The following is a 14475-nucleotide window of genomic DNA, read 5'->3' as shown; positions in this document are numbered from 1 at the left end:
CTCGTCGATCACTTTCCCTGGGCCATCGAGGCCACGCAGGCGGAAACCACAGCCGGCCAGGGCCAGGGTGGCACTGCTGATCAGGGTCAGGTGAAGAAAGTCTCGGCGGTGCATGGTGCTCTCCTTGGCCGGACGCGAATCAGCCGACGACGATGTTGACGAGTTTTCCGGGCACCACGATCACCTTGCGGATCGCCTTGCCCTCGGTGTGGCGCTGCACGTTTTCGGCAGCCAGCGCCTGGGCCTCGATACTGGCCTTGTCGGCATCCGCGGCTACCTCGAGGCGTGCCCGCAGCTTGCCGTTGACCTGAACCACCAGTTCGATGCTGTCCCGCGCCAGGGCGGACTCGTCCAGCGTCGGCCAGGGAGCATCGATGGCCGGCTCGGCGTGGCCGAGCGCCTGCCAGAGGATGTGGGTGGCGTGGGGAGTGATGGGAGAGAGCAGCAGCACGCAGGCCTCCACCGCCTCGCGGGCCACGGCCAGGCCCAGCGATGAGGTGTCGTCGAAGCGGCCCAGGGCGTTGGAAAGTTCCATCACTGCGGCGATGGCGGTGTTGAAGGTGGTGCGCCGACCGATATCGTCGCTGGCCTTCTTGATGGTTTCGTGAGTCTTGCGGCGCAGCGCCTTCTGATCGTCGTTCAGGGCGTCGACCTCTATGTCGCCGGGCTCGCCGGCGTCCAGGTGCTCGCTGACCAAGCGCCAGAGGCGCTTCAGGAAGCGGTTGGCCCCCTCGACGCCGGAATCGGACCACTCCAGTGACTGCTCCGGAGGGGCGGCGAACATCATGAACAGGCGGACGGTATCAGCACCGAAGCGGTCGATCATCGACTGAGGGTCGACGCCGTTGTTCTTCGATTTGGACATCTTCTCGATGCCGCCCATCTCCACCGGCTCGCCGTCACTGACCAGCACGGCGCTGAGCGGGCGGCCCTTGTCGTCGCGTTTCACCCTGACATCGGCGGGGTTGTACCACTCCTTGCCACCGTTTGCGGTGGGGCGGTAGTAGGTCTCGGCGATCACCATGCCCTGGGTGAGCAGGCGCTGGAAGGGTTCATCGGAGGCCACCAGACCGAAGTCGCGCATCAACTTGTGGAAGAAGCGGGCATAGAGCAGGTGCAGGATGGCATGCTCGATGCCGCCGATATAGAGGTCCACGGGCAGCCAGTAGTCGGCGCGGTCGTCGAGCATGGCCTCATGGTTGTCGGCGCTGCAGAACCTGGCGTAGTACCAGGAGGACTCCATGAAGGTATCGAAAGTGTCGGTCTCGCGGGTCCAGCCGTCACCGAGGTCCGAGAACTCGGGCATCTTCTTGAGCGGCGAGCCGGAGGCATCGACGGTGACCTCCATGGGCAAGGCGACGGGAAGTTCGTCATCGGTGAGGGGCACGGTCTGCCCCTCGGGGCCGTACTTAACCGGAATGGGCGCGCCCCAGTAGCGCTGGCGGGCCACGCCCCAGTCGCGCAGGCGAAACTGGGTCTTGACCTCGCCACGGTCAAGCTCGGCCAGCTTGGCGGCAATCGCTTCGAAGGCGGCCTCGAAGTCCAGGCCGTCATACTCGCCGGAGTGGATCAGGCGTCCATGCTCGACGTAAGCCTCCTCCGAGAGATCCGGTGCCTTGCCCTGTTCATCCGCGATCACCGCCTTGATGGGAATGCCGTACCGGGTGGCGAACTCCCAGTCACGCTGATCATGCCCCGGTACGGCCATCACCGCCCCGGTGCCGTATTCCATCAGCACGAAATTGGCCACATAGACCGGCACCTCGTCACCGGTGAGGGGATGCACGGCGCGATGGCCCGTCGGCATGCCCTTCTTCTCCATGGTGGCCAGGGCCGCCTCGGAGGTGGCGCCACGGGCACACTCCTCGACGAAGGCGGCCAGCTCGAAGTCATCCTGTGCGGCCTGCTTGGCCAGTGGGTGTCCGGCGGCCACGGCCATGTAGGTCACGCCCATCAGGGTGTCGGGGCGGGTGGTGTAGACGCTGACCGGATCATCCGGGGAGCCGTCGGCCTGCGTGATGTCGAATGTCAGTTCCACGCCGCGGGACTTGCCGATCCAGTTGCGCTGCATGGTCTTGACCTGCTCGGGCCACTCGACCTTGTCGAGGTCGGCCAGCAGTTCATCGGCGTAATCCGTGATCTTGAGGAACCACAGCGGGATCTCCTTGCGCTCGGCCAGGGCGCCGGAGCGCCAGCCACGGCCCTCGATCACCTGTTCGTTGGCCAGTACCGTCTTGTCCACCGGGTCCCAGTTGACCGTGGACATCTTCTTGTAGACCAGGCCCTTTTCCACCAGACGCGTGAAGAACCATTGTTCCCAGCGGTAGTAGTCAACGTCACAGGTGGCGAACTCCCGGCCCCAGTCATAGGCGAATCCCAGCGCCTTTAGCTGGCGACGCATGTAGTCGATGTTGTCATGGGTCCACTTGGCCGGCGGGACCCGATTCTGGATGGCGGCATTCTCTGCTGGCATGCCGAAGGCGTCCCAGCCCATGGGTTGCATGACGTTCCTGCCCTGCATGCGCTGGTAGCGGGAGACCACATCACCGATGGTGTAGTTGCGTACATGCCCCATGTGCAGCTTGCCGCTGGGGTAGGGAAACATCGACAGGCAGTAGAACTTCTCGCGGTCGGGGTCTTCCAACGCCTTGAAGCATTGGTGACTGTCCCAGTATTGCTGGGCCTCGCGTTCGGTCTCTTGGGGCTTGTACTGTGCGTCCATCGCGGTATGGGAGTGCCTTGGAAGTCGGGCGCGTCGCTGCAGGGAGAGGCGCGGGTCATCGGGTATTGTCCGGCGTCATGAACTCGTCGCATCATGGCGTCAAGGCATTGAACTGCCGAAAGGATGTCGTCTAAATGGTAGGCAAGGATACCCCAGCATGGCAGGGCCCGGCTACGGTCGGCCTCCCTTCCCCACGAGAATACGAGGACACCGAGATGAGCGAACGTGACAAGACCACCCGCGAGGGCCCGAAAGAGGAACACCGCTTCAGGGCCGGTTACGAACGGATACTGGATCGCCTGCGCGGCGGTGCCAGGGAGCTGACCTGGGAGAACCTGCAGCAGGAACTCGACGATGCCGTGGAGTTCGAGGCCGAACTCGAGGAGTTCACCAAGGACGAGGCCTCCCTGTTGCGTGCCTGGGTGGAGCGAGACCTGGTCGAGATGCGTCGTTACCTGAGTGCCGGCGGGCAGAGTGTCGCCTCCTGGCTGGGTATCGACCTGTCGATACTGTCGCGTCGCGTGGTCGAGTCGCTGTTGTCGATCGCCGATCGCAGTGTCGTAGAGCGTGAGCGGTTCGACGACGATCTGGAGGCGGCGCGTGCGGACTATGTAGAGGGCGAGATGGCTGCACCGGGTCGCATGGCCTGCGTGCACTGCGATGCCGTGGTCGATCTGGAAGGGGTTGCCCGCATCGAGCCCTGCCATCGGTGCGGTCACCGCTATTTTACCCGTGTTTCTGTCTAGGAGCCGGCATCAAGCAGCAGGATGGCGACAACCACGAGCACACTCATGGCCATGGCGTAGCCGAGATTGTGTGTCATCAAACGGCTGCCGCTGATGCCGTAGCGGCCCTGCAGGGAGAGATTGATGCCCGAGAGGGGGCCGACGGAGGTACCCACGCCCCAGGCGGCAAGGGCGACGAAGGCGAACAGGGTCTGGCGGCTGGCCTCGAGATCGAGCATCGAGGCCAGCACCGAGATGCCGATGATCGGATGCAGCCCGGCCATGGCGCTGGCGACGATAGCCAGGAAACTCGTCACTGCCGCGCCGGCGCCGAAGTGGTCGAACAGCGTCCACTCATTGCCCATGGCGGCGCCGATGAAGGTCGAGAGCCCCTGGGTGAGCAAGCCGGCGCAGAGGAATAGCGTGATCTCGCCCCGCATGGCGGGAAGCCGGTGCAGGCTGTGCTGGTGAACCCGCCGGAGTGTCCACCTCGGCCCCTTGGGCAGATTGCTCAGCAGGGCGATCCCGGGCAGCAGGAAGGTGATGATGCTCACGATAGTCAGATCGGGTGTCAGGCCATAGTGGAAGAGCATCACCAGGGACGCCATGGAAACCGGCATCAGGAGGCTGGTGGGTGATAGCGAGAAACCGCCGACGTCGGTGAGATCGAAGCGTCTGGACAGGTCAATGACCGTGATCAGGCCGGAACAGGCCGCCAACGGCATCCCCACGGCCAGCACGGTGGTGAATTCCATTTCCGGCACCAGGACCATCACCACCCCCATGGAGGCGAAGAAGGGTGACCAGAGGGCGGCGCTGGACAGCCCGCGGTTCAGGGCCAGGTACTGGGGCAGCGTCAGGGGGCCGCTGCGCTGCAAGCGATCGCCGACCATGAAGACCGTCGAGAGGTTTAGAATCGAGCCGAGCAGGTGGACGCTCAGCCAGGTACTGGCGATGCCGCGTCGGCCGAGGCTGCGCCGTCCCGGCCCCCGGGAACCCCGGCGATCGGCGCCGATCAGCCCGATGAAGCTGACGCCCACCAGCATGGCCACCACATAGGTGTTGGTATCGAGAATGCCGAACCAGGCGATATCGGCGCCGTAGTAACCGCGTGCCACCACCAGCAGGAGCATACCGATGCTCGCCAGGATGCCGGACTGCTGACGAGTGCGTTGGGGAAGGTCCGACCACAGCAGAAGTACCGCGATCCAGAAGCCGTAGCTGACCCAGTGGGGCGAGAGGGGAATGCCGGCGAAGCGTCCGACCTGCAACACCAGAGCGGCCAGGATCAACCCGCCGGCGAGGGCGTGGCGAGGTGAGGCGGACCCTGCCGGTTTCCCGGTGGTGTCTGCCGTCTGCTGAGTCACTGGATGCCACCTTCCGAGATCATGCTGAGCAGCCTACCCATTCTGGACGTCGACTGGCCACTGCCTCGCGGCGACTTCCCGGGCGGCGTCGAGTTCCTGCAGCATGGCGCGGGCGGCATTGGAGAGGGTCCGGCTCCTGTGGACCAGGTAACCCAGGGGGCGATGTACGGGCGGGTGGTCCACCTGGAGTTCGTGGAGGTCGTCTTTCACCAGGCCTTCAGGCAAGAGGCTCCAGCCAAGCCCGATCGTCGTCATCATCTTGAGTGTCTCCAGATAATTGGTGGAAACGGCGACCGGGAGTCTGAGGCCGGCAGCCGCGAAGCGGGTCTCGATGAGGCCTCGCGTGAAGGTCAGGGGCCCAGGCAGGACGGCGTCGAACTCACAGAGTGCCGCCAGTGACAGCGACGCCTTCCGGGCGAGGGGATGGTCCCTGGCACAGACGAAACGTAGCCTGTCGATCCATACCGGTACGACCTCCAGCTGGGGGTCGGGATGCAGGGCCAGGGTAACCACGGCGATCTCGAGTTCACCATCGAGCACACCCTGATAGGCCTCCTCGGAATCCAGGAAGTGCAGGTCGAGACGTACCTCGGGATGAGTGCGAGTATAGTGCCTGAGTAGCGGTGGTAGCCGGTGCAAGCCGATATGGTGGCTGGTGGCCAACGTCAGGCTGCCGCCGACATCGCCGCTGAGGTTGCCCAGCGCGCGTCGGCTGTCGTCGACCATCACGAGTATCTGGCGAGCCCTGGGCAGTAGCAGTCGTCCGGCCTCGGTCAGGCTGACATGGCGGCCGATACGGTCGAAGAGTCTGGCGTCTATCTGTCCTTCCAGCACGGCGATGCGCTTGCTCACCGCCGGCTGGGTGAGATGAAGCTGGTCGGCCGCCCTTGAGAAACTGCCGTTGTCGGCCACGGGGAGGAAGGCCTGCAGGCTCTGGGTATCCATGGGGATGCTTCCCGTAGAGGGAGGAATGTATGCCGAGGACAGTATTATTCCATTTAGGAATCCAATCCATAAATAACATGAATTGATTTCATGGTCGAGCCGCGGGACACTACACTCATAGCGCCCAGCGCCCAGCGCCATGAATCGAGCGGATGTCGAATTAACCGAGTGGCACCGGAAAAGCCACGAAGTCGGGCAACAATCCCGATGATAGACCGGACACCTGATCAGGGCCCAAGGCCCGGGAGAGACGATATGGCAGGCCAGACACTCTATGACAAGCTGTGGACACAGCACCTGGTGAAGGAGCGTGGCGACGGTACCGCCCTGATCTACATCGATCGCCATCTGCTCCATGAGGTGACCTCACCCCAGGCCTTCGAAGGACTTCGCCTGGCCGGACGCAGGCCCTGGCGGCTCGACGCCAACCTGGCCACGACCGACCACAATGTGCCGACGACCCAGGATGAGCGTGCGGAGGGCAATGCCGGCATCAAGGATCCGGTATCGCTGATCCAGGTGCAGACCCTGGACGATAACTGCGTGGAATTCGGTATCGAGGAATACCGCATCAATGATCCGCGTCAGGGCATCGTGCATGTGGTCGGGCCCGAACAGGGGGCGACCCTGCCCGGCATGACAGTGGTCTGCGGTGACTCTCACACCGCTACCCATGGCGCCTTCGGTTGCCTGGCCCACGGCATCGGGACCTCCGAGGTCGAACACGTGCTGGCCACCCAGTGTCTGCTTGCCCAGAAGATGAAGAACATGCAGGTCCGGGTGGAAGGCAATCTGGGTGCCGGCGTGACCTCAAAGGACATTGTTCTGGCGATCATCGGCAAAATCGGCACCGCCGGCGGCACCGGTTGCTCCATCGAGTTCGCCGGCAGTGCCATTCTTGACCTGTCCATGGAAGGCCGCATGACGGTCTGCAACATGGCCATCGAGGCAGGCGCCCGGGTGGGCCTGATCGCCGTGGATGACACCACCATCGATTATCTGGCCGAGCGTCCCTATGCCCCCACCGGCGAGCAGTGGGAGGCGGCCGTGGCAGATTGGCGTCAGCTCGTTTCCGATGATGATGCCGTTTTCGACAAGGTGGTCACCCTGGACGCGGCCGAGATCGAGCCCCAGGTGAGCTGGGGAACCAGCCCCGAGATGGTCACCGGGGTCTCTGGCGAAGTGCCGGATCCCCAGGAGGCGCTGGACGAGACGGTACGCAATGGCTACAGCCGCGCCCTGGACTACATGGGGCTCGTCCCCCACCAGAAGATAACCGATATCCATCTGGACAAGGTCTTCATCGGCTCTTGCACCAATTCGCGTATCGAGGACCTGCGTGAGGCGGCCAAGGTGGCGCGTGGCAAGAAGGTGGCAGATTCCATCAAGCTTGCCATGGTGGTGCCGGGTTCCGGCCTGGTGAAGCGTCAGGCCGAGGCCGAGGGGCTGGACAAGGTGTTCATCGACGCCGGCTTCGAATGGCGTGAGCCGGGCTGCTCCATGTGCCTGGCCATGAACGCCGACAAGCTGGGTGCCGGGGAGCACTGTGCCTCCACGTCCAATCGCAACTTCGAGGGACGCCAGGGATATGGCGGGCGTACCCATCTGGTCAGCCCGGCGATGGCCGCGGCCGCGGCCATCGCCGGTCACTTTGTCGATGTTCGTCGCTTCGCCGCCAACGACGATGCCCGGGTACAGGAGGCTTGAACCATGAAACGATTCGAACGTGAAAAGGGCCTTGTTGCCCCCCTTGATCGGGCCAATGTCGACACCGACCTGATCATTCCCAAGCAGTTCCTCAAGTCGATCAAGCGTACCGGCTTCGGGGTCAACCTCTTCGATGAGCTGCGCTACCTGGATGAAGGCTATCCCGGTCAGGACGCCTCCCAGCGTCTACTGAACCCGGATTTCGTGCTCAACCAGCCGCGCTATCAGGGTGCCAGCGTACTGCTCACCCGCCGCAACTTCGGCTGTGGCAGCTCTCGAGAGCATGCCCCCTGGGCACTCGAGGACTTCGGCTTTCAGGTGGTCATCGCGCCGAGTTTCGCCGATATCTTCTACAACAATGCCTTCAAGAACGGTCTGTTACTGGTGCCTCTTCCCGAGGATGTGGTCGATCGGCTCTTTGCCGAGGTGAAAGCCAACGAGGGGTGCTGGCTGGACGTTGATCTCCAGCAGCAGCAGGTCATCACCCCGAGCGGTGAGGCCATTCCCTTCGAGGTGGACGAGTTCCGCAAACACTGCCTGCTCGAAGGCCTGGACGACATCGGCATCACCCTGAATGACGAGGATGCCATTCGCGCCTTCGAGAAAAAGCATCGTGCCGTGCGCCCCTGGCTCTTCCGTGATACCGCCCAGGCCTGACGTATTCATGCTGTATCAGCCGGGTGACAGGGCTGATCCGGCGTCAGGCCTGAGAGGAGGCCCCCTTTTCGCCTGGCTATAGCCACACAAGGATGACGCAATGACACAGAAGATTCTGGTACTGCCGGGTGATGGCATCGGCCCCGAGATCACCGCCCAGGCCAGCCGCATCCTGGCCGCCTGTCAGGCCCGCGGTCTGGACGTGGAGGTCGAGGAGGAGCTGCTTGGCGGCGCCGCTTATGACGTCCATGGCGAGCCGCTGCCAGCCGAGACGCTGGAGAAGGCCAAGGCCGCCCGCGCCATCCTGCTCGGCGCCGTGGGTGGGCCCAAGTGGGACAGGATAGAGGATCTGAGCAAGCGCCCCGAGAAGGGTCTGCTCGGCATTCGCAAGGAACTTGGTCTCTTCAGCAACCTGCGCCCGGCGATTCTCTATCCGCAGTTGGCCGAGGCCTCCAGCCTCAAGCCGGAGCTCGTCTCGGGTCTGGACATCATGATCGTTCGCGAGCTGACTGGCGGCATCTACTTCGGCCAGCCCCGCGGTATCGAGGAGCGCGACGGCGAGCGAGTAGGCTTCAACACCTACGTCTACTCCGAGAGCGAGATCGAGCGCATCGGCCGTGTAGCCTTCGAGATGGCGCAGAAGCGCAGCAAGAAGCTCTGCTCCGTGGACAAGGCCAATGTGCTCGAGGTCACGATCCTGTGGCGTGAGGTGATGGAGCGCCTGGCGCCAGAGTACCCCGACGTCGAGCTCTCCCACCTGTACGTCGACAACGCCGCCATGCAGCTCGTGCGGGCGCCCAAGCAGTTCGACGTCATGGTCACCGGCAACATGTTCGGCGACATCCTTTCCGATGCCGCCGCCATGCTCACCGGCTCCATCGGCATGCTGCCCTCGGCTTCCCTCAACGAGAGCGGCCAGGGGATGTATGAGCCCTGCCACGGTAGCGCCCCCGACATCGCCGGCCAGGGCATCGCCAATCCGCTGGCGACCATTCTCTCGGTGGCCATGATGCTGCGCTACTCCCTGGACGAGCCGGCGCTCGCCGAGCGCATCGAGGCGGCGGTGGGCCAGGTGCTGGACGACGGCCTGCGCACCGGGGATATCGCCTCGACAGGGACGCGGACGGTATCCACCCAGGAAATGGGCGATGCCGTGCTGGCTGCCTTCGAGGTTTTATAGCGCCCAGCCGCTCGCCGCTTCCTGTATAATGTCCCTACATACGATTTCTGGAGGACGACAGATGTTGAGAGTCGGTTTCGTGGGCTGGCGTGGGATGGTGGGCTCGGTTCTGGTGGACCGGATGATTCAGGAGGGGGACTTCAAGGGCATCGAGCCGGTCTTCTTCACGACCTCCCAGGTCGGTCAGGCTGGGCCCGATGTCGGCGTGGAGGTTCCTCCCCTCAAGGATGCCTTCGACCTGGATGCCCTGAAGGTGCTGGACGTCGTCGTGACTTGCCAGGGCGGCGAGTACACCGAGAAGGTCTACCCTGACTTGCGTCAGGGCGGCTGGAAAGGGTACTGGATCGATGCCGCCAGCACGCTGCGCATGGCGGATGAAGCGACCATCGTCCTCGATCCGGTCAACCGCCATGTCATCGATGCGCAATTGGCCAGCGGTGCCCGGACCTTCGTCGGCGGCAACTGTACCGTCAGCCTGATGTTGATGGGCCTGGGTGGGCTCTTCGAGGCCGACCTGATCGAGTGGATGACCTCCATGACCTATCAGGCCGCCTCTGGCTCCGGTGCCAAGCACATGCGCGAGCTGCTCAACCAGATGGGTGCCCTGCGCGACAGCTCGGCTGTTGAACTGGCCGACCCCGCCAGCGCCATCCTGGAGATCGATCGTAAGGTCACTGCAGCCATGCGCGCCGGTGATTTCCCCACCGAGAACTTCACTGCCCCGCTGGCGGGCAGCCTGCTGCCCTGGATCGATACCAAGCTCGACAATGGCCAGAGCAAGGAAGAGTGGAAGGGGAGCGTCGAGACCAACAAGATCCTGGGTCTCCAGGACAACCCGATTCCCATCGACGGTCTCTGTGTGCGTATCGGTGCCATGCGTTCCCACAGTCAGGCTTTCACTATCAAGCTCAAGAAGAATGTGCCGATCGATGAGATCGAGGATCGGCTGGCCCGGCACAATGAATGGGTCGAGGTGGTGCCCAACGAGAAGGACGCCACCATCCGTGACCTGACGCCGGCGGCAGTGACCGGCAGCCTGACCGTTCCAGTGGGTCGCCTGCGCAAGCTGGCCATGGGTGATCAGTATCTGTCGGCCTTCAGTGTCGGCGATCAGCTGCTCTGGGGGGCGGCCGAACCCCTGAGGAGAATGCTCGGCATCCTGCGTGAACAGTGATCTGCGCGTCTACGGCCAGCCAGGGGTGTTTCTTCGGAAGCACCCCTTTCGTTTATGGGGTCGCCGGATGAACGGCCATTGTCCATACTCGACATTCATTGAATCTCCCGAATGGAAAGATGATCCTGAGCAGGCGTAAGGGGTCAGGTTTGTGATACATAAGAGATATAATGACTACGAGACCGATCATTTCGCTGGATCGCCCATATGGATACGGTGATGCCGGGAACGCAAGGGAAGCCCATGAAACGCAAGCTGACTGCTGCCATCCTGCTGTCGTTGTCCGCCGCCAGCCCTTTGGCGTTGGCGCTGGGGCTCGGGGATACTGACGTCAACTCGACGCTCAATGCCCCCCTGAGAGCGAGCATTCCATTGACGGACGCGGCAGGACTCCAGCCTGATCTGCTCAATGTCTCGGTGGCCGATGAGCGCAGCTTTTCTGCGGCGGGCCTGACACGGACGCCCCTGGCGGCGAGTGTTCGTGCCGTGGTCCAGCAACGAGGGGGGCAACTGGTCATCGATCTGGTCACCGAACGCCCGGTCCGCGAGCCCTGGGTGGATCTGCTGCTGCGCTTCGACTGGCCAGGTGGGCAGCAACTTCGCGAAGTGACCTTGCTGTTCGATCCACCCAACTATGACCAGATGCCGGCACTGATCGGGGCCCCCAGAACGGCGACCGCCAGCGTGAGGGCACCGCCGCCACCGGCCCCTCGGGAGCAGGCGCCGGTTCAACCCGTGGCGACGCCTGCGGCCTCACGACAGCCCGAGGATCTCGCCTGGATTCGTAATGGCGATACCCTCTGGTCGGTGGCCGGGCGACTGCGTCCCGATAGCGGCCTCAGCATGAACCAGATGATGGTGTCTCTGGTACAGGCCAATCCGGAGGTCTTTCCGTCCGGCAATATCAATGCCATGCGTGCCGGTTTTACCCTGGTGGTGCCGGGGCGTGAGACCATCGCTCAGCGTTCTTCCGCCGAGGCGGATCGCATCGTTCAGGCGATGAATCAGGCCTGGGCCAACCGGGGGAGCGGAGCCCCGGCGCGTGTTGCCATGGGGGCACCTGATAACTCGGCGCCCGGCGGAGCGGTGGCCACGGCATCGTCGACCTTGCCTGCCGACAGCGGGGATTCCACTTCCGCTACCGACGCCTCTGACGAGGCGGACGAAGCGACCGCCCCTGCCGAGTCGACCACCGCCGACGCGACCCAGGACGATGAAGGCCCCCGGCTGACGCTGTTGACCGATGCCGAGTTGGCCGCCGAGGGCGGTATCTCGGCAGGGGAATCGGCTTCCCTCCAGGCAGAGGGCGCTTCCCAGGGAACCGATGACGCCGGGAGTGGAGAGATTGGCCGGCAACGGGTGGTCATTGATCCCGAGGTGCTCAAGGCCCTTTACGGCCAGACCCTCTATGGCCAGACCCTCAATGGAGAGGGCGATCTGACCAGCGATGAGCGACTTATGCGCCTGGAAAATCGCTGGATGGAGAGTCAGCAGGCCCTGGAAACGGTCAGAAGTGAGCGTGATGAGCTTGAGACATCGCTTGGCGAGATGCGTGATGAACTGGAGGCCATGAGAGACCAGCTGGCCGCCATGACCGCCGGTGGCCAGGGGGCCGACGCCCCGGGTACCGGCGGTGTTGCCATGCCCTCCGGCCAGGCCGAGAATCCGCCGGAAACCCCTTGGTGGGGGGCGCTCTACCAGGGGGCGCTTGATCGTTCCCTGATGCTGGCGGGCGCCGGGTTGGCGGCATTGCTGGCGCTATGGGCGCTGCTGCGCTTCCGTCGCCGGGAAGACAAGTACGAGTACGATGGTGCCACCTTCGGCCAGGTGAGAACGGTAGGCATGGGCGTCGCCGGTATCGTGACGCCTGGTCGTACCGGACTGTCGAATGCGGATACCTTTAATGAGCCGGTTCCCATTCGCGCCTCCATGCCTCAGGCGGAGGCCATCAACGAGGCGGATATCTTCATTGCCTATGGTCGCTTTGATCAGGCCCGCGAGTTGCTTGAGGCGAGCCTCGAGCAGGATCCCGAGCGCGATGACCTGCGCCTGAAGTTGCTGATGGTTCACCTTGAACAAGGCGATTATGAGGCTGCGGACCGTCAGTCCTCTACCCTCAAGGCGGGAGGGGATTCGGCGGTGCTGGCGGAAACGGAGCGATTGATGAACCGTCGCCTTAGTGCTCGGGCAAATCCAGCAACATCCAGTGCCGATTCGGGCCCTGCCGTCTTCTCCGCTTCACAGGAAATGCCTCCCAGGCTCTTCGATGAGCCCGGCGACGAGCCCGGCGATGGCGACGACACCATGGGCGTATCGTCCGGCGAGTCGTCACCCGAGTCGACGACAAGCGACACCAGGGATCCTCGAGCGCCCTACAGGCGCCCGGAGGATTCCATGCCCGAGCCGGAAGAGGCGGATTCGGTGGAGAACCAGGAACCTGCCCGCCTGTTCGAGGCCCCCGCCGATGTGCCTCTTTCTTCACTGGCCTCACAGGAGCCACAGGAGCCACAGGAGCCAGTAGCCTCGAGTGGTCTTCGATCCGACGCCGATGCCTGGTTGAGCACCGAGGAGGACGCGCCATCGGTACAACCTGACACGGAGGAGTCGCTATCCGATCAAGAGCTGCCGCCGCTACCGCCGGAGCCTGCCCCCGCGATGCCTGAGCTCAAGGCGCGTCAGGCGGACGACGGTCGCGACATCATCGATTATCAGCCCCCGGCGCTTGACCCGAATCCTGCACGGCGGGAGGAAACCCCCATGCAACCAAGCGTGGATTTCACGTCTTCGGCTGCCGATTCGAAGGCGAGCCAGGCCGAGGGCGATGTCGAGGGCTCGACCGGCTCCCGGGCGACCGGCAAGGGTCCCATGGATGCCCCGGATGAATGGGATGTCGAGGAGGTGGTCTTCCCGCCCCTCGACGTGGATAATACCGCCTTTTCCACGGCGGCCTCTTCCACCGCGACCTCTTCCACCGATACCCTCGCCGAAGCCAGACGGCTGCTGGATTCGGGGGAATCCGATCGGGCCCGGGGTCTGCTCGAGTCGCTCGCCGGCTCCGGGGATCCTGCGATTGAGGAAGAGGTGCAGGCATTGATCACCCGTTTCGACCTCTGAAGGCCGCATGTCGCTCTTTCGCTACCTGGATGAACACCACCCCCTCATCGGTCGTCTGGCCATGGGGGTGGAATATGACGGCAGTGCTTACTGCGGCTGGCAGCGTCTCAAGCATGCGGCGTCCGTGCAGGCCGAGCTGGAGAAGGCCCTGGCCAGGGTGGCCAATACGTCGGTCACCGTGCATGCCAGTGGCCGCACCGATTCCGGTGTCCACGCCACCCGTCAGATCGTCCATTTCGATGTGCCCGCCCCACGTTCCGAGAAGGCCTGGGTCTACGGGGTCAATGCCAGCCTGCCGCGTGACATCGCCGTACGCTGGGTCAAGCCGGTACCGGACGCCTTCCATTCCCGCTTCAAGGCTCTTGCGCGGCGTTATCGGTACCTGATCCTCAATCAGCCCAGTCGGCCCGTGCTGGAACGTGCCAATGTCACCTGGTGTCGCGATCCCCTGGATGCCGAGGCGATGCATCGTGCCGCCCAGGCTCTGGTCGGCGAGCAGGATTTCACGAGCTTTCGCGCTGCCGGGTGTCAGTCGAAAACAGCCTGGCGTCATCTGCACTTCATCGAGGTGCATCGTCATGGACCCCTGGTGATGATCGATGTCCAGGCCAATGCCTTCCTGCACCACATGATCCGCAATATCGTCGGCGCTCTGGTCAGGGTGGGACGAGGCGAGCGTGACGACGCCTACCTGGCCGAGTTGCTGGTCCTCAAGGACCGACGCCTGGCGGATGTCACCGCGCCGGCCTGTGGCCTGCATTTCGTCGATTCGCTCTACGACGAGGCCTGGGGGCTGCCGCGGGAACCCCTGGGCCCCAACCTGCTGGCCTTCCTCGGCGAATGGACCGGCGAGCGGGCGCTCCCCGACTGCCCCATGGTCGATT

The 14475-nt window shown here is 63.8% G+C and carries 10 protein-coding genes; 7 read left to right on the top strand and 3 right to left on the bottom strand.

Features of this window, described 5'->3' with window-relative positions; translation table 11 throughout:
• Positions 1-139: 139 nt before the first annotated feature.
• Positions 140-2722 carry a leucine--tRNA ligase gene (leuS, locus tag ACESMD_RS08490; RefSeq protein ID WP_372612190.1) on the bottom strand — a complete coding sequence of 861 codons (2583 nt, stop codon included), beginning with the start codon at positions 2720-2722 and terminating at the stop codon, positions 140-142.
• Positions 2723-2937: 215 nt separating this feature from the next.
• On the opposite strand from leuS, the gene ACESMD_RS08485 reads away from it, so the two are divergent.
• A complete protein-coding gene (locus ACESMD_RS08485; protein ID WP_372612188.1) occupies positions 2938-3468 on the top strand; it encodes a zinc ribbon-containing protein in 531 nt (176 codons plus the stop codon).
• Here the strand turns inward: ACESMD_RS08485 and ACESMD_RS08480 are convergent.
• Together ACESMD_RS08480 and ACESMD_RS08475 are read right to left on the bottom strand one after the other, a co-directional pair.
• A complete protein-coding gene (locus ACESMD_RS08480) occupies positions 3465-4814 on the bottom strand; it encodes a hypothetical protein (protein WP_372612186.1) in 1350 nt (449 codons plus the stop codon). The genes ACESMD_RS08485 and ACESMD_RS08480 overlap by 4 nt on opposite strands.
• 33 nt (positions 4815-4847) lie before the next feature.
• The gene (locus ACESMD_RS08475) at positions 4848-5759 is read right to left on the bottom strand and encodes a LysR family transcriptional regulator (protein WP_372612184.1); all 912 of its coding nucleotides are present in this window, start codon (positions 5757-5759) and stop codon (positions 4848-4850) included.
• Positions 5760-6014: 255 nt separating this feature from the next.
• Here ACESMD_RS08475 and leuC point away from each other — a divergent pair, with 255 nt between their 5' ends.
• The 6 genes from leuC to truA all read left to right on the top strand — a co-directional run.
• Positions 6015-7466, top strand: coding sequence for a 3-isopropylmalate dehydratase large subunit (gene leuC, locus ACESMD_RS08470; protein ID WP_372612182.1), 1452 nt, complete (start codon positions 6015-6017; stop codon positions 7464-7466).
• A gap of 3 nt (positions 7467-7469) precedes the next feature.
• A complete protein-coding gene (gene leuD / locus ACESMD_RS08465) occupies positions 7470-8123 on the top strand; it encodes a 3-isopropylmalate dehydratase small subunit (protein WP_372612180.1) in 654 nt (217 codons plus the stop codon).
• Between the two features lie 100 nt (positions 8124-8223).
• Positions 8224-9303, top strand: coding sequence for a 3-isopropylmalate dehydrogenase (gene leuB / locus ACESMD_RS08460; protein WP_372612178.1), 1080 nt, complete (start codon positions 8224-8226; stop codon positions 9301-9303).
• Between the two features lie 61 nt (positions 9304-9364).
• The gene (gene asd, locus ACESMD_RS08455) at positions 9365-10477 is read left to right on the top strand and encodes an aspartate-semialdehyde dehydrogenase (RefSeq protein WP_372612176.1); all 1113 of its coding nucleotides are present in this window, start codon (positions 9365-9367) and stop codon (positions 10475-10477) included.
• Positions 10478-10720: 243 nt separating this feature from the next.
• Positions 10721-13591 carry a FimV/HubP family polar landmark protein gene (locus tag ACESMD_RS08450; protein ID WP_372612174.1) on the top strand — a complete coding sequence of 957 codons (2871 nt, stop codon included), beginning with the start codon at positions 10721-10723 and terminating at the stop codon, positions 13589-13591.
• A gap of 7 nt (positions 13592-13598) precedes the next feature.
• Positions 13599-14475: tRNA pseudouridine(38-40) synthase TruA (gene truA / locus ACESMD_RS08445; protein ID WP_372612172.1), on the top strand; the 877-nt coding region annotated here is incomplete at its 3' end.

It is taken from the genome of Halomonas sp. (assembly GCF_041689495.1).
Classification (GTDB): domain Bacteria; phylum Pseudomonadota; class Gammaproteobacteria; order Pseudomonadales; family Halomonadaceae; genus Halomonas.
Note: the sequence above shows the minus strand (reverse complement) of the source record. Positions and strands in the feature narration are given on the sequence as shown.

What these genes read in the sequence shown, in the direction of transcription:
- leuS (WP_372612190.1), bottom strand. Translation starts at nt 2,722, where the DNA reads ATGGACGCACAGTACAAGCCCCAAGAGACCGAACGCGAGGCCCAGCAA.
- ACESMD_RS08485 (WP_372612188.1), top strand. Translation starts at nt 2,938, where the DNA reads ATGAGCGAACGTGACAAGACCACCCGCGAGGGCCCGAAAGAGGAACAC.
- leuB (WP_372612178.1), top strand. Translation starts at nt 8,224, where the DNA reads ATGACACAGAAGATTCTGGTACTGCCGGGTGATGGCATCGGCCCCGAG.
- leuD (WP_372612180.1), top strand. Translation starts at nt 7,470, where the DNA reads ATGAAACGATTCGAACGTGAAAAGGGCCTTGTTGCCCCCCTTGATCGG.
- asd (WP_372612176.1), top strand. Translation starts at nt 9,365, where the DNA reads ATGTTGAGAGTCGGTTTCGTGGGCTGGCGTGGGATGGTGGGCTCGGTT.
- ACESMD_RS08450 (WP_372612174.1), top strand. Translation starts at nt 10,721, where the DNA reads ATGAAACGCAAGCTGACTGCTGCCATCCTGCTGTCGTTGTCCGCCGCC.
- ACESMD_RS08475 (WP_372612184.1), bottom strand. Translation starts at nt 5,759, where the DNA reads ATGGATACCCAGAGCCTGCAGGCCTTCCTCCCCGTGGCCGACAACGGC.
- leuC (WP_372612182.1), top strand. Translation starts at nt 6,015, where the DNA reads ATGGCAGGCCAGACACTCTATGACAAGCTGTGGACACAGCACCTGGTG.